This is a genomic window from Xanthomonas sp. WHRI 7065 (assembly GCF_040203115.2).
In the GTDB taxonomy this organism is placed as follows: Bacteria; Pseudomonadota; Gammaproteobacteria; order Xanthomonadales; family Xanthomonadaceae; genus Xanthomonas; species Xanthomonas arboricola.
This window is the reverse complement of record NZ_CP168194.1, coordinates 911,962-931,755: the sequence shown is the minus strand read 5'-3', so window position 1 is coordinate 931,755 and position 19,794 is coordinate 911,962. Positions and strand designations below refer to the sequence as shown.

At 66.7% G+C, this 19,794-nt stretch carries 16 protein-coding genes; 1 reads left to right on the top strand and 15 read right to left on the bottom strand.

Features of this window, described 5'->3' with window-relative positions:
- Position 1: 1 nt before the first annotated feature.
- From ABQY64_RS03960 to ABQY64_RS03890, 15 genes are all read right to left on the bottom strand, one after another.
- The gene (locus ABQY64_RS03960; RefSeq protein WP_349780745.1) at positions 2–2,710 is read right to left on the bottom strand and encodes a TonB-dependent receptor; all 2,709 of its coding nucleotides are present in this window, start codon (positions 2,708–2,710) and stop codon (positions 2–4) included.
- Positions 2,711–3,435: 725 nt separating this feature from the next.
- Positions 3,436–4,119 carry a type II secretion system protein N gene (gspN, locus tag ABQY64_RS03955; protein ID WP_374151357.1) on the bottom strand — a complete coding sequence of 228 codons (684 nt, stop codon included), beginning with the start codon at positions 4,117–4,119 and terminating at the stop codon, positions 3,436–3,438.
- 32 nt (positions 4,120–4,151) lie between these two features.
- Positions 4,152–4,628, bottom strand: a complete 477-nt coding sequence (gene gspM / locus ABQY64_RS03950; protein WP_349780744.1) for a type II secretion system protein GspM — start codon at positions 4,626–4,628, stop codon at positions 4,152–4,154.
- The gene (gene gspL, locus ABQY64_RS03945) at positions 4,625–5,680 is read right to left on the bottom strand and encodes a type II secretion system protein GspL (protein WP_349780743.1); all 1,056 of its coding nucleotides are present in this window, start codon (positions 5,678–5,680) and stop codon (positions 4,625–4,627) included. The genes gspM and gspL overlap by 4 nt, the downstream gene beginning before the upstream one ends.
- Complete coding sequence (gene gspK / locus ABQY64_RS03940; protein ID WP_349780742.1) at positions 5,677–6,669, bottom strand: type II secretion system minor pseudopilin GspK; 993 nt, start codon at positions 6,667–6,669, stop codon at positions 5,677–5,679. Before gspK ends, gspL begins: the two co-directional genes overlap by 4 nt.
- Positions 6,666–7,289: a type II secretion system minor pseudopilin GspJ gene (gspJ, locus tag ABQY64_RS03935; protein WP_349780741.1), complete on the bottom strand. Its 624-nt coding sequence runs from the start codon at positions 7,287–7,289 to the stop codon at positions 6,666–6,668. The genes gspK and gspJ overlap by 4 nt, the downstream gene beginning before the upstream one ends.
- A complete protein-coding gene (gene gspI, locus ABQY64_RS03930) occupies positions 7,286–7,666 on the bottom strand; it encodes a type II secretion system minor pseudopilin GspI (RefSeq protein WP_349780740.1) in 381 nt (126 codons plus the stop codon). The genes gspJ and gspI overlap by 4 nt, the downstream gene beginning before the upstream one ends.
- Complete coding sequence (locus tag ABQY64_RS03925) at positions 7,650–8,132, bottom strand: GspH/FimT family pseudopilin (protein WP_349780739.1); 483 nt, start codon at positions 8,130–8,132, stop codon at positions 7,650–7,652. The genes gspI and ABQY64_RS03925 overlap by 17 nt, the downstream gene beginning before the upstream one ends.
- A gap of 27 nt (positions 8,133–8,159) precedes the next feature.
- Positions 8,160–8,624: a type II secretion system major pseudopilin GspG gene (gene gspG, locus ABQY64_RS03920; RefSeq protein WP_228328689.1), complete on the bottom strand. Its 465-nt coding sequence runs from the start codon at positions 8,622–8,624 to the stop codon at positions 8,160–8,162.
- Positions 8,625–8,652: 28 nt separating this feature from the next.
- Complete coding sequence (gene gspF / locus ABQY64_RS03915; protein ID WP_054591982.1) at positions 8,653–9,849, bottom strand: type II secretion system inner membrane protein GspF; 1,197 nt, start codon at positions 9,847–9,849, stop codon at positions 8,653–8,655.
- Entirely contained in the window at positions 9,836–11,377 is a 1,542-nt protein-coding gene (gene gspE / locus ABQY64_RS03910; protein ID WP_349780751.1) for a type II secretion system ATPase GspE, read from the bottom strand. Before gspE ends, gspF begins: the two co-directional genes overlap by 14 nt.
- On the bottom strand, positions 11,328–13,409 hold the full coding sequence (gspD, locus tag ABQY64_RS03905) for a type II secretion system secretin GspD (RefSeq protein WP_349780738.1): 2,082 nt from the start codon (positions 13,407–13,409) through the stop codon (positions 11,328–11,330). The genes gspE and gspD overlap by 50 nt, the downstream gene beginning before the upstream one ends.
- Positions 13,406–14,218 (bottom strand): type II secretion system protein N, encoded by an 813-nt coding sequence (locus tag ABQY64_RS03900; RefSeq protein ID WP_047128097.1) that lies wholly within the window; start codon positions 14,216–14,218, stop codon positions 13,406–13,408. Before ABQY64_RS03900 ends, gspD begins: the two co-directional genes overlap by 4 nt.
- 158 nt (positions 14,219–14,376) lie before the next feature.
- The gene (locus ABQY64_RS03895) at positions 14,377–17,031 is read right to left on the bottom strand and encodes a TonB-dependent receptor domain-containing protein (RefSeq protein WP_349780737.1); all 2,655 of its coding nucleotides are present in this window, start codon (positions 17,029–17,031) and stop codon (positions 14,377–14,379) included.
- A 78-nt stretch (positions 17,032–17,109) separates the two neighbouring features.
- Complete coding sequence (locus ABQY64_RS03890) at positions 17,110–18,588, bottom strand: hypothetical protein (protein WP_024939662.1); 1,479 nt, start codon at positions 18,586–18,588, stop codon at positions 17,110–17,112.
- Positions 18,589–18,777: 189 nt separating this feature from the next.
- Here ABQY64_RS03890 and ABQY64_RS03885 point away from each other — a divergent pair, with 189 nt between their 5' ends.
- Complete coding sequence (locus tag ABQY64_RS03885; protein WP_104624456.1) at positions 18,778–19,638, top strand: 2OG-Fe(II) oxygenase; 861 nt, start codon at positions 18,778–18,780, stop codon at positions 19,636–19,638.
- Positions 19,639–19,794 lie beyond the last annotated feature (156 nt).

Here is a 19,794-nt window from a genome sequence, read left to right as displayed (position 1 = left end):
ATCACAGCATGTCCCACTGCATCGACAGGTAGTAGCTGCGGCCGGTGACGCCGGTCATCTGCCAGCGGCTGGCGATGTCCTTGTAGGCCTCCTCGGTGCGGTTGGTGAGATTCAGGCCACCGAGCTGGAAGCTCAGCCTGTCGTTGACCTGGTAGCCGAGCACCGCATCCAGCTGGGTGCGCGCCTTCATGGTGTGGCCTTCGCGCGCGAAGAAGCTGTCGCTGCTGTCCTGTTCGTACTCGCTGCGATGGTTGAGCGAAACGCGCGCCGAATAATGCGCGCTCTCCCAGTACGCGGTGGCGTTCCAGGTCTGCTCGGACAGGTTGCGGATCTGGAAATCGGTATCGCGCTGCGGAATCACCCGAGTGAAGTTGGTGGTCACCCCGAAGCCGTCGATCGGCAGCCAGGCATCCAGCGATTGCGTCCAGCCCAGTTCGTAACCGCGGATCTTGACCTTGCTCGGGTCGTTGGTGGTGGCGGTGATCTCGTAGATATCGCCGCCGCTGTCCACGCAGTCGCCGGCCGCGTTGCTGGACAGCGCGGTGCCGTTGAAGGCGGCCGGGCAGACGATGCTGTTGAAGGTGCCGTTCTTGATGTTTTTCCAGAAGCCGGCCACGGTCAGCGCGCCGCCGTTGCCGTAGTACCACTCCAGGCTCAGGTCGGCCTGGTCGGCGGTCAGTGCCTTCAGATCGGTCTGGCCCTGGGTGACGACATAGGTGGTGGTGCCGCCGGTATTGGTGCCGGTGGAAATGGTCGAGGCGATGGCGGTGTTGCTGTCCAGGATCGGCCGCACCAGCACCTTGGCGGCGGCAAAGCGCAGCAGCAGGTCGTCGCGCATGTCCAGCACCAGATTCAGGCTGGGCAACCAGTTGGAATACTCGTACGGCGCGCGCGCGGTGCCGATCACCACATTGGCATCGTCGCTGGCGGCCTGCGCCTGGGTCAGGTAGGTGTCGGTGGTGCGCTTGGTGTTTTCGTAGCGCAGGCCGAGGTTGCCGCGCAGACGCATGCTGCCGATGTCGGTGTCGATGCGCGCCATCGCATAGGCCGAGGAAATGTCGTTCTCGATGCTGTAGCTGCTCTGCGGTGCGAACAGCACCGGCACGCTGATGCCGGCCGCCGCCAGCGAGCGTGCGTAGGCGGCGATGTCCGGGGTGACCCAGCTGTCCTGCGAGGCCAGCTGCCCGTCGAGGAAGTTGCTGACCGTGCTGTTGGCGGCCGACAGCTCCGGGAACATGTCGAAGCCCGACACCGCACCGGTCCTGAGCAGGTACAGAAAGTCACGCCGGCGCACGTCGCGCTCGAAGGTTTCGCGGCGGTACTTGGCACCAAAGCGCACCGCATTCAACACACCCAGCTCCAGATACCGTTCGGCATCCAGCTGCAGCGACCATTCCTTGTTGCTGAGCGACTGGATGGAACCGTTGGGATATTCGCTACGTACCAGATTGCGCTTGTCCCAGGCGCTAGTATCGTTGGCGTCGGCATCGGTGGTCAGCGAGATCGCGTCGGGATTGGAGGTATCCAGCAGCGTCGCCGAGGGGATCCGGCCCAGGATCGCGGCACGTTCGTTCTCGTCGGTCTTGCCCTGGGTGTAATTGGCCGCGCCGCTGAGCGTCCAGGCATCGCCCTTCCATTTGAAGTCGTAGGTGAGCAACTGCGTGGACAGATCGTGTTGTTCGATCTGGCGATTGTTTTCCAGCCAGTAGTCCGATGCCGACACCTGCGTGGCGGTCAACCGGTTGGTCTGCAGCACCGTCAGCGGAGTGCGCTCGAACGAGTACACCAACTGGTTCATGTCGTTGGCGGTCTTGTCCTGCGAATACAGCGCAGTGAGGTTCATCTCCAGCTGGTCGTTGGGCTTCCACTGCAGGCCGCCATTGAACATCTTGCGCGTGGTCTCGCGCTCGATCGAGCGATAGCGCGGACGACGCGGGATGTACAAGGTGCCGGCGTCGGTGTCCTGCGTGTACCAGCGGTCGATCCACAGATAATCGGCGCGGTCCTTGAGCTTCTGGTAGCCGGCACTGAGGAATACGCCCAGATCGCCGCCGCCGAACTTGAACTGGTCGATATAAGTCAGCACGCCTTTGGGCGTGGGCGAGCCACCGGCAAATTCCGCATATTGGGTCTTGGCCGAGAACAGCAGCTTGGTCTGCTGGTAGTCCAGCGGTTTGGTGGTGTTGATGTTGACCGTGCCGGACAGGCCACCGGCATCCATGTCCGCCGACGGCGACTTGATCACCTCGATCCCGGCAGCCACTTCCGGCTGGATGATGTCGTAGCGAAACCCGTCGGTGAAGTCGGCGCTCTTGATCACCTGGCCGTTGATGGTGGTGGCCGAATACTGCGGGCCCAGACCACGCACGCTGATGGTGGAGCCGCGCCCGTTGATGGTGGAGATCTGCACGCCGGGGATGCGCTGGATCGCCTCGGCGATGTTCTCGGCAGGAAACTTGCCGATGTCCTGTGCAGAGATGCCATCGGTCATGCGCACATCGTCGCGCTTGTTGTCCATCGCGGTGATCAGGCTCTTCTGGTACGAGCTGGTGACCTTGACGGTGTCGAGCTGGGAGATCTGCGCCGATGCCGGCGGCGGCGATTGCTGCGCCTGCGCATTGGCACCGCAGGCAAGCAGCGACAGCGCGATGGCGACGGACAGCGAGGAGGGCGAACAACAACGCAACGAGGCACGCGGGACAGGTGACATGGGAGATCCTGAGGTGGAATGGCTGGACGACGACGCGGCTGGCATTCCGATCGATCAGCAAAGACAGATCACGACGCTGGGCAACCCACCCACACGCGCACAGGCCACCAGTTCCGGACGTGCGGAACCGCCTGCGATCTGTTGTCTGCGAGCACCCCGTACGGCCCCCCGTGGGTGCCGATGCCGCCTCCCTCCCAGGACGGACATCGCATGCCATTGCTGATCAACGGCCCTGACTGGCAAATACCAATTCAGTGGATTTGATTCTTATGGTCTTTAAAAGATCCTGTCAACAGTCACTGTCGAAAGTGTTTGACTGGCGACTGCGAACGCGTCTGAGCCCTGCTTTTAAAGACCTTCGACGGTGCACAAAGGATCATTCGGGTGCGTAGCGGGCATCGTTGTCACAGGACCAGTCACTGACCAATCCCTTGCAACCAGACCAATTCCGGCGGATCCGGAATGTGCATACCGCAGCGCACGCATTGCGGGCTGCATCACAGTCGATCACCGCACGCTCCCGCGTGCTCGGGGCAGCATCTCTGCCCTATCAACGCGGCCCGTCGACTGCTGCAATGACTGCTAGCGGCGCAACGCCGACAACGTTGTCAACAGATCAATGAAGTGTGCCACCGCAGCGGCCGCGATGAAGACGCCAGCCACCAGGCATGCACGCTAATGGTGCAGACGACAGAGTTCTTGCCGCGCCGCGCGTAACAGCAGTCCTAGCGCAATTGCCCCTGATCGATGCGCAACAAGCTGCGCTCCGGGGTGGCGGCAAAGCCCAGCAATTGCAGGCCCACGCCCAACACTGCGTCCTGCCCCGGGTCGATGCGCGACTGCAATTGCCAACGCCCATCGCGCCACACTTGCAGCTGTGCATCGGCCTGCACGCCGGCAGGCAACGGTGCATCGGGTAGCAGACTCAGCACGGCGCTGTCATCCACGCACCGCGGCTGCCCGGACAAACGCAACGGCGGCAGACCGGGCAGCTCGCCCGCCCCGCTCGCCAGCAGTTGCAGGCCGACCCGCCCACCTGCGTGCACGCAGCCGGTGGCATCGAACAGCAGATCCACCTGCTGCAGCTCCACCGCCAGATCGATCAAGGCCATGCCCGCCGGCTGGCGCAACAGCAGCTGGCCCTGCGCATCACCGATACCGTGTTGCGCGCCATCCACCAGCAGCAGTTGCAGCTGCGGGGCCTGCAGGTGCACCTGCCGCTGTCCACGCAACAGCGGCCAGATGCGCGGCCGCACCATGACATCGCCGAAGGCGATGCCTTGCCATTGCACCTGCCGCAAGGTGCCGGCCCATACCGGCCCCTCCACATCCAGCGCCGAGAACGGCAGCCCCTCGCGTGGCAACACCAGGCGCAGAGGCAGCCATGCCAGCAGCGCAACGCCCACCATCAACAGGAAGACCAGGATCCAACGCAGGCGCGTCACGGTGCAGGCTCCGCAAACCCGCAGCGTACCCGCAGTTGGCCCTGGTCGCGCACGATGCTCAGCTGCGTCGGCGCCAGGCCATGCGCCTGGCGCAGCCGCTCTAGCCAACCGAACAAGCTGACGGCGCTGACCGCATCGATCTGCACGTCCACCCCGCCCGCTGCGTTGCGCTGCTGGGCGGTGATGCCGATACCGGCATCGCGTGCGCTGCTTGCGATGAGCTCGGCCAGTGCCGCCGTACCAGGTGCAGCCGTACGCCTGCTCGCCGATGCCTGCGCAGATGCATCGAGCATCAGCTGGGCCGCAGCGGCATAGCGCGCCTGCGCCTGGGCACGCCAGTGCCGCAACGGGGTGTAGAGCGCGTACCAGGCGACGAACGCGGCCACGGCAGCGCACATCACGCCCAGCATCAGCCGCTCGCGCGGCGCACGTGCCTGCCACCACTGCATGCCGCGTTGCACAGGTGCAGTCATCGCAATGGCCCCAGCACGAACGGCGTTCGCAGGCGATCGTCCTCGCCCTGGCTGCTGCCGGGCTGCAGTTGCCACCCCTCCCCGGCCAGCCGCGTGGACAACTGTTGCAGGCTGGCGCCATCGGCGTGCAGCAGGGTGCCGCGCAGCGGCTGTGTGGTGTGATAGTCGATCTGATCCAGTTCCGCCGCCGGCATGGCATCGACCGCTGCGAACAAGTCGCCGAGCTGCATGGCCAGGCGATCGGCGGCCGGCACCGCCGCTGCATCGCGCACGCCCAACTGCGCGGCGGCGCGCGATTGCAGCAGGCGCGCGCCGATTTCGTAGCGCAGTGTCTGCGCCAGCAGCAGCACCAGCGGCGACAGCAGTACCAACGCGGCCAGCGCCCCAAGACGGCGCGTAGTGACCGTGCGCGCAGCGGCAGGCCGCGCAGCGAATGCGTGCTGCAGCAGGTTGATCGGCGCGCGCGCGGCGCCTTGCGCAAGGCAGGCAATGGCGTGCGCGGTGTCCTGCGCTGGCGGCTGTGCTGGCGCGCGCTCGCCCAGCAGCATGCGCGCAGCCTCCGGCTCCAGGCTGCAGGCCAGACCTGCGCCACGGATCAGCCAGCGACCGTCCCAGTCCACCACTGCCGCCGCAGCATCCGCGCCAGGCTCCAGCAACAGGCAATCGGGCACCACCGCATCGGGGACGACGCCCAGCTGCGCTGCGCGCGCCAACCACTGCTGCATCGTTGCGCCATCCATCGCAGCGACCAGGCGCGTGCCATCGGCCTCGTTGCGATCGGCGATCACCACATGCAGCGCCGGCGTCTCCACAGCCAGATGTTCGGCCAGTTGCAGGCGCGCAGCCGCGACCGACTGCGCGATGCTGCGGCCGGGTAGGCTCAGCCAGCGCAGATGCACATCCACGCCCGGCACCACCAGCACGCTGCGCGCGGACGGTTCGTACGGCGCGCTGGCCACACGCTGCGACAGCACCTGGCCATGCGCGTCCACACGCACGGCGATCGCGTGCGCGGTGGCATCGGCGGGCAGCAACAGCAAGGTGGTACTCATTCGTCAGAACTCCATTGGCGCGCCACCAGCCGCACGCGCCCGGCAGGATCCTGCTGCAGCAAGGCGTCCAGCACGACCTGCGCGCCGGCATGGTCGACCTGGCTGTAGAGGGAAAAATAACGGGTGCGTAATTCGATCTGTTCCAGCGCTGCATTGGAAAGCTCGGCCTGGATCAGCGCAGGCTGGCTCAGGAAGGTCTTGGCGTCGCGCCATCCTCCGGCCGGCCGCGCGGCGATGACGCGGCGCGCGGCCGGCAATTCCAGGGCGCCTTCGGTCAGCGCCACCAGCATCGGCGCATCCTGCAGACGCAACGTATTGATGTTGACCGGCGACAGCCGCGCCTCCGGCAGTGCGCACACATGCGGCCGCAACTGCGCGATCACCTGCGGCGTGTAGCCGGCGATGGCGCGCAGCTCGCTGACGCCCGCCAGCAGGGTCGCCCCGCTGCGCAACGGCACTGCCGATTGCAGGTAGCGATCGTCTTCGGCGCCCTGCGCACCGGGCTGGCTGTCGCTGTCGATCCAGTCCACCAGCGCATCGGTCAGCGCCTGCGCCTGTTGCGGTGCGATGCCCAGCACCTCCAGCAAGGCGCGGTACTGCGCTGCGCCGTCGTCGCTGCGCTGCCATTGCTCGGGCGCACCGGCGACCACGCTGTTTAGATTGAAGCAGCCGCCGCGGTCGCGCAGCCGCACGCTCACTGCGCCGTCGTCCAGCGGGAAGGTCACCGGTTGATCGTTCCAGCCACCCTCCAGCGTGGTACGCATCGGGTCGCGCCTGGCCAGTGCCTGCAGGCGTTGCCGGGCGATGGTTTCGGTGCCCAGCGCATACCACTGCGCCTGCGTCATCGCTTCGCCGTTGCCGCTGCGGCGCAGGCCAAAGCGCAGATCGTCCAGCACTGCGACCATCAGCAATGTCATCACCGCCACCAGCAGCAGCACCGTCAGCAGTGCGACGCCGCGTTGCCCGGCCTGTGCGTTCAAGGCCTTCATCCGCGCCCCTCCGGCAGCAGGAACAACTGGCGCACGCGGCCCCATTGCTCCAGGTCCAGCTCCAGCGAGATCGCATCCGGCAACGCGTCGAGCCCGCCGCTCCAACCATCGCTCCACTGGGCGCGATAATGGAACCCGACCACCGCCGAGCGCACGCCACGCAACACCACCTGCGGCGGACCGGCGACTGCACCGTCGAGTGCGGGGCGTGCACTGCGCTCCAGGCGTCCATCGATCACGCGGTATTCCACGTATTGCAGCGACGCGCGCGGCGCGTGATCCGGATTGCTCCAGCCGTGTCGTACAAAACCGAACAGTGGCCCCGGCACACCGGGCGGGCTTGCGACGAACGCGGTGCGTGCAGCGCCGCCCTCGCTGTTGCGCGTGCGCCGCACTGCGGCCTGCTGCAGGTCGCTGCGCAGCAGGCCATGTGCAAGCTGGAACTCGCGAACCTGCTGCAAACGTGCACGCACCGCATCGCGCTGGTCGATGCTCTGGCGCATCACCACCACCGCCGCGACCGCCACCAGCGCGAACACCGCCAGGGCGACCAGCAGTTCGATCAAGGTAAAGCCCGCGCTGCCACGACTGCCCGCTGCGCTGCGAGGTGCACGCATCATTCGGCGCTCCGCAAGACGCTGAGGCTGGCGATTTCCTGCGCCTGCGCTGCAGCGCGCACCTGCACCTGGATGCGCACGATGCCGGTACTGCCGGCCGGCATCGACGTACGCCGCCAGTCCCAGCTGCGTCCGCCCAGCATTTCCTGCCCGTTCGCCGGCGCCAATGCTGCGGCGGTGGGCGCCAGCATCGCGTCTATCGCCTGATTCTCCGCAACCACCGCAGCCAGTGCGCGCTCTTCCAGCACCACCGCGGTGCGCGTGCTTTCGCCGGACAGGTTCAGCAGGCCAACCACGGCCATGCCGAAGATCGCCAGCGCGACCATCAGTTCGAGCAGCGAAAATCCGGCGCAGGCATCGGGCTTACCGCAGGGGCGCATCGACCCGCACCACGCCGGCGGCGTCCACCACCACCTGCAGCTGCTGCTGGCCGTCGCCCAGCGCGATGCGTTGCGGCGTGGCCGCACCGGTGGGATCGAAGCGCACGCTCAACTGCGTCCCGCCCACCGGCAACTGCGTCTGCACGCCGGCAGGCCAGCGCATCGCGGCGAACGGTTTTTCATCCAGCGGCACCCAGCGTTGCTGCGCCTGGCGGCGGAACCTGTAGCCACCTGCATCCACGGTCACCTCGACCATGCGCAGGCTCAGGATGGCTTCGTCGCGTGCGTGCAGCAAGGCACTAGCCAATGCATCGGCCTGGTCGTGCAGGTCGCGCCGCGCATCGGGCAAGGTCAGCACCACCAGCGTGCTGGCCAGTGCGGTGATCACCAGGACGGCGAGCAGTTCGAGCAGGGTGAAGCCGCGCGCCTGCGCCCGCGACGCACATGCCCGTGTTTGCCTTGCCATGGCCGGTTGCGCGAGCACCGCTGCGACTCAGCGCCAGTTGCCGACATCGGCATTGTCGGCGTCGCCGCCTTCGGCACCATCGGCACCGAACGAGTAGACGTCGAAGCCACCACTGCGGCCCGGGCGGCGGTATTGATACGCATGGCCCCATGGATCTTCCGGCAGGCGGCGGATATAGCCGCCCTGGCGATAGCGCTCGGGCCGGGTCAATCCGCTCGGCGCATTGAGCAAGGCCTGCAGGCCCTGTTCGGTGCTCGGGTAGCTGAGGTTGTCCAGGCGATAGGTCTCCAGCGCCTGCTCCAGCACCGCCACGTCGGCACGCGCCTTCTCGACCATGGCGCGGTCCTGGCTGGGCATCACGTTGATCATCACCACCGTGGCCAGCAGGCCGATGATGACGATGACCACCATCAACTCGACCAGGGTGAAGCCGCGCAGGCGCGCGCGCGCAGTGAGCGAGCCAGGACGTGCGCGAGAATGGATGGACTGCATGAGGATCTCCAGGGATAGGCGGCCGCGCTCAACCAAGCGCGAGGGTGTTGAATTGCAGGATGGGCAGCAGGATCGACAGCACGATCACCGCCACCACGCCGCCGAGCAGCACGATGATGGCCGGCTCCAGCAGGCTCATCGCCGCGGTGGTGAACGACTCGAACTCGCGCTCCAGATAATCGGCGGCGCGCTCCAGCATCGGCGCCAGGCGCCCGCTGTTTTCGCCGCTGGAGGCCATGTACAGCAGCGTCGGTGGAAACACGCCGGCGCGCTTCATCGCCGCGGCCAGGCTGCCGCCCTCGCGGATTGCCGTGACCATGTTGTCGGTGGCCAGGCGCAAGGCGCGGTTGTCGACAGTGCGCGCGGCGATCATCAGGCCTTCCATCAACGGCAGCCCGCTGTTGACCATGATCGCCAGCGTGCGCGCCATGCGTGCGGCGTGCAGGTCGCGAATCAACCGGCCGAGCAAGGGCGCGCGCAGCACCGCACGGTCGGCCGCCAGGCGTAACTCCGGGCGCTTGAGCAGGCGCAGCGCTGCGATCACCGCAATGACCAGTGCCACCAGCAACGGAATGCCTGCATGCAGCAGGAAGTTCGACACGCCGATCACCGCGCGCGTCAGCCATGGCAATGCGCGGCCCATCGAATCGAACTGGTCCACCACCTTGGGCACCACGAAGGTCATCAGCACGATGACCACCGCACCGGCAGTCAGGGCCAACGCCGCCGGATACACCAACGCAGACTGCAGCTTGCTGCGCACCTGCGCCTGCCGCTCCAGCAGGTCGGCCAGGCGCTCCAGCACCTGCGGCAGCGCCCCGGCACTCTCGCCCGCGGCCACCATCGCGCGGTACAGCGGCGGAAACGCAGTGCCCTGGCGCGCCATCGCATCGGACAGGCGGAAGCCCTCGACCACCAGCCCGTGCGTCTGGCCGGTGACCCGGCGCACGCCGCGCCGCTCGGATTGCGTGCCGATGGTGCGCAGCGCTTCTTCCAGCGGCGCGGTTTCCACCAGCGTGGCGAGTTGACGGGTGAACAGCACCAGATCCTTGCCACTGAAACGCGCCGGACGCACGCTGCTGGCCGCCACCGCCGCCTCCACGCGTACCGGCACCCACTGCCGCTGCTCCAGTTGCGCACGCGCAGCCTGTACCGTGTCCGCGCTGATCACGCCCTGGCGGCTGTGTCCGTGCAGATCGAGCACGGTGTAGTCAAACCGTGGCATGTGCCTCGTCCTGCTGGCGGGTCACCCGCAGCGCTTCTTCCAGCGTGGTGAGGCCTTGCAGCACAGCGGCGCGCGCGGCATCGCCCAGGCGCGCTGCGCGTGCGAAGGCCGCTGCAGCCAGGGCATCCTCGTCGGCGTTGTCGCCGATCAGGCGGCGCATCGCATCGTCCACCGCGATGGCTTCGTAGATGCCCACGCGCCCGGCATAACCGCTGTGGTGGCAGGCCGCGCAGCCCACGGCGGCGTAGATGGTTGCATCGTCGGGCGCCTGCAACATCTGCCGCGTGCTGGCATCCAGCGGGCGCGGTGCGCGACACTGCGTGCACAGGCGACGGACCAGGCGCTGCGCCAGAATCAGCCGCAGGCTCGACGCGAGCAGGAACGGTTCGATGCCCATGTCGCGCAGCCGCGTGACTGCGCCCACCGCATCGTTGGTGTGCACGGTGGACAGCACCAGGTGGCCGGTGAGGCTGGCCTGCACGGCGATCTGCGCGGTCTCGGCGTCGCGGATCTCGCCGATCATCACCACGTCCGGATCCTGGCGCAGGATGGCGCGCAAGCCGGCCGCGAAGGTCATGCCGACACGTGCGTTGACCTGGGTCTGGCCGACGCCGTCGATGGCGTATTCCACCGGGTCCTCCACCGTGAGGATGTTGCGCGAGCCATCGTTGAGCAGGCTCAGCGCCGCATACAGCGTGGTGGTCTTGCCCGAGCCGGTCGGCCCGGTCACCAGCACGATGCCGTTGGGCACCTGCAGGGCGCGCTGCACGGTGTGCATCACCGCCGGCGGCATGCCGAGCTGGGCCAGCGACAAGGTGCCCTGCTCCTTGTCCAGGATGCGCAGCACCACCCGCTCGCTGCTGCGCGTCGGCAGCGTGGACACGCGCACGTCCAGCGCCTTGGCGCCCATCACCAGCGACACGCGGCCATCCTGCGGGATGCGTTTTTCGGCGATATCCAGCCGCGCCATCACCTTGACCCGCGACACCAGCAACGGCGCGATGCGTCCGGGCAAGGTGGCCGCCTCGCGCATCACCCCATCCACGCGCAGGCGCACGCGCAGTCGCAATTCGTAGGATTCCAGATGTACGTCCGAGGCGCCCAGGCGGGCGGCCTCGGCGATGATGCCGTTGATCAGGCGGATGATCGGTGCATCGTCCTGGCTGTCGAGCAGATCGGCAGTGGGAATATCGTCGATCAACGAATCCAGGCTGCCGTGCAGGTCCAGCGCCTCCACCTGCACGCCCTGCTCCATGCCGGCATCGGCGTAGATCTCCGACACATGCCGGTCGAACACCGACGGCGCCAGCGTGCGCACCTGCAACGGCATGCCCAGCGCACGCCGCAGCTCGATCAGCGCCTGCACATCGCCACCTTCGCGCAGGCCGATCTGCGCGGCGCTGTCGCTGCCGAGCAGCACCACACCATGGCGCTTGGCGAACGCGTAGGAAATGCTGGCGCGCGCGGTATTCATCGCATCAGCGCTGCGCGGGACGCGCGCCGGACGCAGGCGTTGTTGCCGGCGCAGGCACGGCCGACGACGGCGCGGCCGGCAGCTGCGGCGGCTGCGCGCGCAGGTAGTCGCGCACCAACGCATCGAGCGCGGCTTCCGGGTCGCCATCGGCCAACTGGCGATCGCGCAGATAGGTGTAGCGCGGCGCGGTCATGCGCTGCGCATCGGCCGCGTCGCGGATGATGGTCGGGCGGATGAACACCATCAGATTGGTCTTGTCGCGATTGCGCGACTTGTGCCGGAACAGCGCGCCCAGCCCGGGCACATCGCCCAGCAGCGGCACCTTCTCCACGGTCTGCCGGTCGTTCTGGTCGAGCAGGCCGCCAAGCGCGACGATGGCGCCGTTTTCCACCACCACGCGGGTTTCGATCTGGCGCTTGTTGAACACCAGCTCCGACGACTGCGCGCTGACCGGCCCGGCAATCGCCGAGACTTCCTGCTTGATCGCCAGGGTGATGCCGCCGGCGGTATTGATCTGCGGGCGCACTTCCAGCTCCACGCCCACGTCCTGGCGCTGGATGGTGCGGAACGGGTTGTCGTTGGCCGCGCCCAGCACTTCGCCGGTGGTGATCGGCACTTCCTGCCCGACCAGGATGCGCGCCTGCTCGTTGTCCAGGGTCATGATCGACGGGGTCGACAACAGGTTGGAGCCGGTGTCGCTCTTGACCGCATCGATGATCATGCCGAACACCGCATCGTTGCTTTGCCCGGCCAGCCCGATCAGGCCGCCGCTCAGGCCCAGCAGCGATTGCGCGGCCACATTGCGCGCCTGTTCCAGCACCGAATCGTCGTCGCCGTTGTTGCTGCGCGTGCCGGCCGCCGCTGCGGCCAATGGCACGATGCCCGGCGAGGCGCCGCTGTACTGCGTGGCGATCAACGGCACCGTGCCATTGCGCCCTGCCAACAGCAGCTGCACACCCAGACGCTTGGCGGCGGTGTCGGAGATCTCCACCACGATCGCTTCGACCAGTACCTGCTCGCGATGCACGTCCAGCTGACGGATCACATCCATCAAGGCACGCTGGGTTTCCGGGTCGGCATTGATGATCAAGGCGTTGGAGCCGGGGTAGCGCACGATCACCGGGCGCTTGCCGGCGGCCGGTGTGATCACCTGCGTCTGCGCAGCGCCTGCAGCGGCGGCGGCCACATCCACCGCGTTGGAGCGCGTGTCCTGCCCGGGCTGTGCCTCGTTGCCCGGGGTCTGCCCGACCAGCTGCTGCAATACCGGCAACAACTGCTCGGCGCTGGCATGCTGCAGCCGCACCACGCTGACATCGCCGCGACGTTCGGCGCGCCCGTCCAGATCCACCGCGGTGCGCACCACCCGCTGCACCAGCGCCGGGTCGCCGCGCACGATCAGCGAATTGCTGCTTTCCACCGGCAGCACCGACAGCACGTTGCTGCGCTCGCCCGCCTGCCCGAACAGCGAGGTCAGCGTGCGCGCCAGTTCCTGCGCAGAGCTATTGCGCAAGCTCACCGTGTCGATTGCCGCGCGATCGGTGTCGATCTGCGCGACCAGGCCGCGCACCCGGCGCAGGTTGTCGGCATAGTCGGCAATCAACAGGCTGTTGCCCTGCGGCATCGCCATGATCACGCCGCCGCGCCCGATCAAGGGCTTGAGGATCTCCGCGGCGCTGCGCGCATCCACGCGTTGCAGGGTGAACACCTGCGTGGCGAATCCGAGGTTGCCGTTGGCGGCGCTGGCCGGCTGCTGTGCAGCGGTATCGTCGGGAATGATGCGGTAGGTCGACGGCCCGCTGGACACCGCGATCAAGCCATTGGCACGCAAGACCGCCAGCAGCATGCCGAGCAGATCCTGTTCCGACATCGCCTGCGCACGCGCCACATTGACTGTGCCCTGCACGCGCGTGTCCACGATGAAGGTGATGCCGGTGGCACGCGACACATCCTGGATGAAGGCGCGCAGGTCCACATCCTGCAGGCGCACGGCCGGCGCGTCGGCGGCATGCAGCGACAGCATCGGCACCGCCGGCAGGGCGAGCAACAACGTGGCCGAAAGCAGCCATCTGGGGCGGGCAGCATTCATTGCGGGCGCTTCAAGGTCATGGTGTGGGTCTGGCCGTCACGGCGGTAGGTCAGCGTGGCCGCCTGGCCATCGCGCAGTTCGTCCTGCAGCTCGCGCAGGTGTTCGGCATCGAGCGTGCGGCCATTGAGTTGGGTGAGCACATCGCCCGGCGCCAGGCCGGCCTGGCGCAGCAGTGCACCATCGCCGCGCGGCATCACGGTGAAGCCACTGCCGTCTTCGCTTGCACGCAGGCCGGCGGTGGTGAGCAGTTGTTGCGGGTCGACGGCCGCCGCCGTGGCCGTGCCAGCCGCAATGCCGACATTCGACGTCACCGCAGGTGCGCCGCCCGCTGCTGCGGGCGCGGCCGTTGCCGGCGATGTGGCCGCCGCAGACGCGGTGGATTCCACCAAGGCCAGACGTCGCACGCCGCTACCGGTACGCAGCAGCACGTGATCGCTCGCGATCGCCTGCACCGTCACGCCAGGCACAACGATATCGCCGATGCGATACGCACCTTGCTTGCCATCGCCACTGCTCAAGAACGCGGCTGCCTGCGTGCCACCTGCACGTACGCCATGCAATACGACGCCGTCGCTGCTGCTCTCGGGCACGCTGCGATAGAACACATCGCGGCGCAATGCGGGCACATCCGCACCAGCTGCCGTCGCTGCCTCGGCGGTGCCCAACGGCCCGATCGGGGTGATCACCACCCACACCACGCGCGCGCACTGCAGCGCGAGCAAGGCCAGCAGCACGCAGGCCAATGCGCTGCGGCCACGCGCCGACATCAGGGGTTTCAAGGAGGGCAAAGCGCGCTGCAAAGCGGACATCCGTCTCAGGATTGCGGTCGGATGACAGAATGCGGCAGCAATGTGTCAGTTCGAAGAAAGTGATGACACAGGCCGACACACGGCGACACGGACCCAGATGCAAACGCCCGCCATGCGAGGCAGGGCGGGCGTTTGCGATATCGGCAGCGGGCGTCGGATCAGAAGCGCGCTGTCACACTCAGGTCATACGTCACGCCGGGCTGGTACTCGTACAGGTCGACCCGATTGCTGCCCAGGCTCTGATATTCCTGGTACTTGGTCTTGAGCAAGTTGCGTGCGGCAAAGTTCAACGACAGCGTATTGCCCGACCACACCAGGCCCTTCTTGATCACCAGATCCAGCGAGGTGCCGGGCTTGTCGATGTAATCCGGTTGCCCCGGCCGACCACGCGCGGACACCCGCTCGCCGACATAGTTGGCAATCAAGGTGGCCTGGCTGTGGGTGCTCTCGCTTTCCACACCGATCTGCAGGTTGGCGATGTCATCGGACTGCCCCTGCAAGGCCGAGCCATCGCGGATGAACAAGGTCGCCTGCACCGGTGCGGTGAAGCCGAACGGCTGCACGGTGTCGCCATCGCTGGCACTCACCTCCGACTTGGTGCGCGTGTAGTTGCCGGACACGAACACCCGCTTGTCGCCCCACCAGTCGGCCGCGATCGGCAGGTCCAGATACTTCTTGGCTTCCAGCTCGATGCCGTACAAGGTGGCCTCGGGTGCATTGATGAAGCTCTGCACGATGCCGCCGCCGGGCGCATCGTTGACGATGGCTTCGATCGGCTTGTCGATGCTCTTGTAGAACGCGCCGACGGTGAAATACTCGCCCGGCTCGAAAAACCACTCGTACCGCGCATCCAGGTTGACCAGCTCGCTATCGACCAGGAACGGGTTACCGAAGAACTGGCGGTCGATGTCCGGGTCCAGATACTGCTGCGGCGCCATCTCGCGGAACTGCGGGCGCGCGATGGTCTTGGACGCACCAAAGCGCAGCTGCTGGTTCTCGGCAAAATTCCAGGTCACCGTGGCCGATGGCAGCGCGTAGCTGTTCTCCAGCGGCGCCACGCTGTCCTGGCGCATGCCAGTGAAGATGTCGTACGGATGCACCGCCTGCGTGGCGTCTTCGTAACGCACACCGACGGTGGCGCGCAGAGTCGGCACGATCTCGCCCTCGGCCTGCAGATAGGCCGCCTTGACCTTCAGGGTCGCATCGTACGCGGCCGCACCGAAGCTGCCGGTGGTCTCGCGCAGGCGCAGCAGATCGTTGCTGAGGTTGTAATCGGAGATCAGGTAATCCACACGCTGGAACTGGTTGTAGAACGGCAGCGGGCCGTCCAGCGCCAGGAAGCGAAACTCGCGGCTCCACGCGCTGCGGTCGTTGTCCAGATAGGCCAGACCGCCCTTGACGGTGAAGTCGTGCTCGATCGGCAGACGCCAGGTCACATCCACCCCGCCGCTGGCCACCTTGTCGTCGACCTTGCTGAAGCGGGTGTAGTTCTGCACGCGCGAGGCATCGTGCGCCCAGTAGCCATCCAGCAACTCGTAGCGAATGCCGGTTTCGTACGGCACATCGCGGCTGGCATTGGCCACCGCTGCGCGCCATTCGATCTTGAGATCGTCGTACTCGCCGAACGCGTGCGTGCCGCGCAGCTGGTTGTTGATCAGCTGGCGCTCGTACCACTCGGTATTGTCGTCGCGCACATCGAAACCGGCCAGCTCATCGCGGCCGGCGCGGCTGCGTGCCACCTTCAAAGCATCGTGCACGTACAGGGTGGTCCAGCCGATGGTGTGGCGGCCGTATTCCCAGCCCAGGCCCAGCATGCCATTGGTGCGCACGTTGTTGCGGGTGGTGGCGAAGTCGTAGTTGGAATTGAACTCGACCGTATCGCCCACAAAGATGCCGTCCTGCTGCTTGCCGGTGCGCGTGCGCCACTCGTTGTCGTAACTGGCCACCGCGATGATGCCCAGCTTGGCCTCGCCCACGTCCATGCTGTAACCGGCACTGCCGCCGACATTGACGTCCGGGGCGATGCTGTCCTTTTCCTGCAGCACATACAGGTTGGCGTCGTTCAAGCTGCGGCCGATACGGCGGATGTCCTCGCGCGAGAAACTGCCCAGATCCACGCGCCGGCCGCTCTGGATCGCATCGCGCAACGCGGCAGGCTGCTTGCGGGTGCCGTCATCGTAGCCCCATTCGTCATCGCCGGAGCCGTAATAGGTCAGGCCTTTTTCACCGGTGCTGACGCTGTTGACGCCGCCACCCACGGTCAGCGACAGGAACGGTTTGTCCGGCACCGCCATCGACTGCAGATCGATCACGCCACCGCCGAATTCGCCCGGATAATCGGCCGAATAGGTTTTCTGCACGGTCACGCTGGCCAGCACGTCGCTGGGGAACAGATCCAGCGGCACCACGCGCTGCATCGGCTCGGGGCTGGGCAACGGCGAGCCGTTGAACAAGGCCGACGAATAACGCTCGCCCAGGCCGCGCACATATACATACTTGCCGCGCGACAGGCTCAGCCCGGTGACACGCGTCAGCGCCACCGCCGCGCTGCTGTCGCCGGTGCGCTCCATGTCCTCACGGGTGACGAACGATGCCACCTCCGAGGTCTGCAGCATCGGTTCGGGAATGTACTCGCCGCGCACCACGACCTGGTCGAGTTGCTTGGGCGCACTGGTGGCGGTGCTGCTACTGCCGCTGCTGGCGCCGGCATCGGTGGTGGTCGACTGCGCCAGCGCAGCGCCGGAAAACAGCAAGGTGGAAATGGAAAGAGACAGGCCCGTCCGCGAGAGACGGGCGACAGCGGAGGTTCGCATCGTGGGAGCCCTGGCAACTGAAAGATGAAGCTGGACGCATCACCAGGCGACCTGATGGCCGCCTGGTGATGCTGTGCCTCAGCAGGGACGATCGGCGGTCAGGCCGCAGGTCCAGCCCTGCCACCAGGTGTCGTTGGCATCGCGCACGCCACCGATGTAGTTCACCTGCTGGAAGAAGCTGCTCACCCCGTTCAAGCCCTGGAAGGCCGGCACGGCGCTTTCGTTGGCGCCATTGACGAAGGTGTTCTGCAACGTGGACACGCCGTTGGCGACGTTGTTGGTGCCGGCCGCGAACTGGGTGGCCGCACGCGCGTCGCTGCCGAAAGCCGTCGGGCAGGCGAAGAACACCGAGTTGAAGGTCCCGAGCGTGTCGGCATCGGCCAGGTTGAAGCACACCAGGCCATCACCGCTGCCACCGGCCGGACGCGTGACGACCGAGTTGTAGAACGCGGCCTGGGTGCCCTGGTTGAGCATGATGGCCGCACCGGCGCGCGCATTGCCCACGTAGGTGAAGTTGGCCACCTTCGGGCGCGAATACGGCTGACGGCGCAGGCTGCTCCACTCGTTCATGCGGTCGCCGCCACCGGCGCGCTGCACCACGATGCCGAACTGCAGGGCGCCGTTCCAGCCGGCATCGGTATCCAGCGAATCGTCGTCGGCGCCGGTGATCACGATATGGCTGCCGTTGACGGTGCCACCGAACCATTCGATGCCGTCGTCGGAGCTATTGTGGATCTGCACATGATCCAGGCGCGTGCCGCTGCCCACGCCGGCCAGGGTGATGCCCTGCAACTCGTTGTTGGGCGAAATTTCGAAGCCCGAATACATCACCCGCAGGTAGCGCATGGAGCCGCTGTTGTCGGTGGCGCTGTTGCCGCCGTAGAACGCGTTGGTACCTTCCACCTGCGCCTGGCATTCCGGCGTACCGGAGACCGTGGTGCCCGGGCAGTTGTTGATGGCCGCACGGCCCAGCACCACGATGCCGCCCCACAAGCCGATGGTGTTGGCGCTGACCTGGCCCTCCAGCGCCTGGCGCGCGGTGAACACGATCGGGGCGGTGGCGCTGCCTTCGGCAAAGATCTGCGAACCGCGGTTGACCACGATGTAGTCGCTACCCGCCGAACCGAACAGGGTCACGCCCGGCTCGATGGTCAGGATGCCCTGCGTGCTGCCGGCGGCCGGTGCGATCGCGTTGCCGCCGCGGTCGGTGCCCACGTTGACGCGTCCGCTGATCGAATACGCCGTGCCCGCACGTGCCGGCACCACCAGGTTGCCGTTGATGGTGTCCGGCAGCTGGCAGGCGCGCAGCGTGTTGTTGGCGATGGTGCCGACGTTGGAGAAACCGGTCGGGCAATCGGCGGCCGGGCCGGTTGGTGCCGGAGCGGGCGTCGGTGCAGGCGTGGGCGCCGGGGTCGGTGCGGGAGCCGGCGTCGGTGCCGGCGGAAATGCGCCCTCGCCGGGCGAGGCGACACGATCGGCACCACCACCGCAGGCCGACAAGGCCAGTGCGGTACCAAAGGTCATGAGAAGTGTCTTGCTGCTATTGCGAACGGACATGCGGCTGATCTCCAGGTCAAAAAAGGTCCGGTATGAAGAGGAGTCGTCAAGAATTGGTTGCGTTCCGCTCACTGCAGTGGCGAGCACGTTCAAGATCCCCGTCACTTTTATAGGGGCTGTCTGTGTCATTTGTCTTACGACGACACAATTGACACATGTCTGCCACACATTGACATGCACTGTAGGGGGATGACGTCGACCCCCATCCCCGCAGCCCTGGGCGACTGGATCATTGCGCAGGCAATGGCCGGCCAGCCGCCCGAACAAGCGCTACAGCCGCTCCTGGATCAGGGCTGGAACGAGCAGGACGCCATCGACGCAGTCGAGGCCCTGCTACGCGACCACATCCAGCAACACGCGCAGACACACGGCCTGCCGGTGCCGGTGCGCGTGCCGGCAGTGCTGCAGCACAACGATGCCTCGTTGCTGGACCTGGGCGATCGCCAGGTACGCGTGCTGGTCAGCCTGTTGCTGCCGCGCGTGGTGGTGCTGGGCGATTTTCTGTCCGATGCCGAATGCGAGGCATTGATCGCACTGGCGCAGCCACGCCTGGCGCGTTCGCGCACGGTGGACAACGACAACGGCGCGCAGATCGTGCATGCCGCACGCACCAGCCACAGCATGTGCCTGCAGCTGGGGCAGGATGCGCTGTGCCAACGCATCGAAGCACGCATCGCCCGCCTGCTCGACTGGCCCGTGGACCACGGCGAGGGACTGCAGGTGTTGCGCTATGCCACCGGCGCCGAGTATCAGCCGCACTACGATTACTTCGACCCCGCGGCCGCCGGCACGCCGGTGTTGCTGCAGGCGGGCGGCCAACGCGTCGCATCGCTGGTGATGTATCTCAACACGCCCGAGCGCGGCGGCGCCACGCGCTTTCCCGATGCGCACCTGGACGTCGCTGCGGTGAAGGGCAATGCGGTGTTCTTCAGCTACGACCGCCCGCATCCAATGACACGCAGCCTGCATGCCGGCGCACCGGTCCTGGCCGGCGAAAAGTGGGTGGCGACCAAATGGCTACGCGAACGCGCGGTACGCACGCCCGGCTGAGAGCGAAGATTGAAAGCTAAGCAGTCGCAGGTGGACGACCATCGCGCACGGCTCTCAACGTTGCACACCGACCATCGCCACCGGTCCTTGCAGCAACTCACAGCGTCAAGGACAGCGCACCAGAGAGTTTGCTCACTGCTTACTGAGAGCTATGCA

Excerpts from the sequence above, each read along its gene's own strand:
- ABQY64_RS03960 (WP_349780745.1), bottom strand. The coding sequence starts at position 2,710 with ATGTCACCTGTCCCGCGTGCCTCGTTGCGTTGTTGTTCGCCCTCCTCG.
- gspN (WP_374151357.1), bottom strand. The coding sequence starts at position 4,119 with ATGGTGGGCGTTGCGCTGCTGGCATGGCTGCCTCTGCGCCTGGTGTTG.
- gspM (WP_349780744.1), bottom strand. The coding sequence starts at position 4,628 with ATGACTGCACCTGTGCAACGCGGCATGCAGTGGTGGCAGGCACGTGCG.
- gspL (WP_349780743.1), bottom strand. The coding sequence starts at position 5,680 with ATGAGTACCACCTTGCTGTTGCTGCCCGCCGATGCCACCGCGCACGCG.
- gspK (WP_349780742.1), bottom strand. The coding sequence starts at position 6,669 with ATGAAGGCCTTGAACGCACAGGCCGGGCAACGCGGCGTCGCACTGCTG.
- gspJ (WP_349780741.1), bottom strand. The coding sequence starts at position 7,289 with ATGATGCGTGCACCTCGCAGCGCAGCGGGCAGTCGTGGCAGCGCGGGC.
- gspI (WP_349780740.1), bottom strand. The coding sequence starts at position 7,666 with ATGCGCCCCTGCGGTAAGCCCGATGCCTGCGCCGGATTTTCGCTGCTC.
- ABQY64_RS03925 (WP_349780739.1), bottom strand. The coding sequence starts at position 8,132 with ATGGCAAGGCAAACACGGGCATGTGCGTCGCGGGCGCAGGCGCGCGGC.
- gspG (WP_228328689.1), bottom strand. The coding sequence starts at position 8,624 with ATGCAGTCCATCCATTCTCGCGCACGTCCTGGCTCGCTCACTGCGCGC.
- gspF (WP_054591982.1), bottom strand. The coding sequence starts at position 9,849 with ATGCCACGGTTTGACTACACCGTGCTCGATCTGCACGGACACAGCCGC.
- gspD (WP_349780738.1), bottom strand. The coding sequence starts at position 13,409 with ATGAATGCTGCCCGCCCCAGATGGCTGCTTTCGGCCACGTTGTTGCTC.
- ABQY64_RS03900 (WP_047128097.1), bottom strand. The coding sequence starts at position 14,218 with ATGTCCGCTTTGCAGCGCGCTTTGCCCTCCTTGAAACCCCTGATGTCG.
- ABQY64_RS03895 (WP_349780737.1), bottom strand. The coding sequence starts at position 17,031 with ATGCGAACCTCCGCTGTCGCCCGTCTCTCGCGGACGGGCCTGTCTCTT.
- ABQY64_RS03890 (WP_024939662.1), bottom strand. The coding sequence starts at position 18,588 with ATGTCCGTTCGCAATAGCAGCAAGACACTTCTCATGACCTTTGGTACC.
- ABQY64_RS03885 (WP_104624456.1), top strand. The coding sequence starts at position 18,778 with ATGACGTCGACCCCCATCCCCGCAGCCCTGGGCGACTGGATCATTGCG.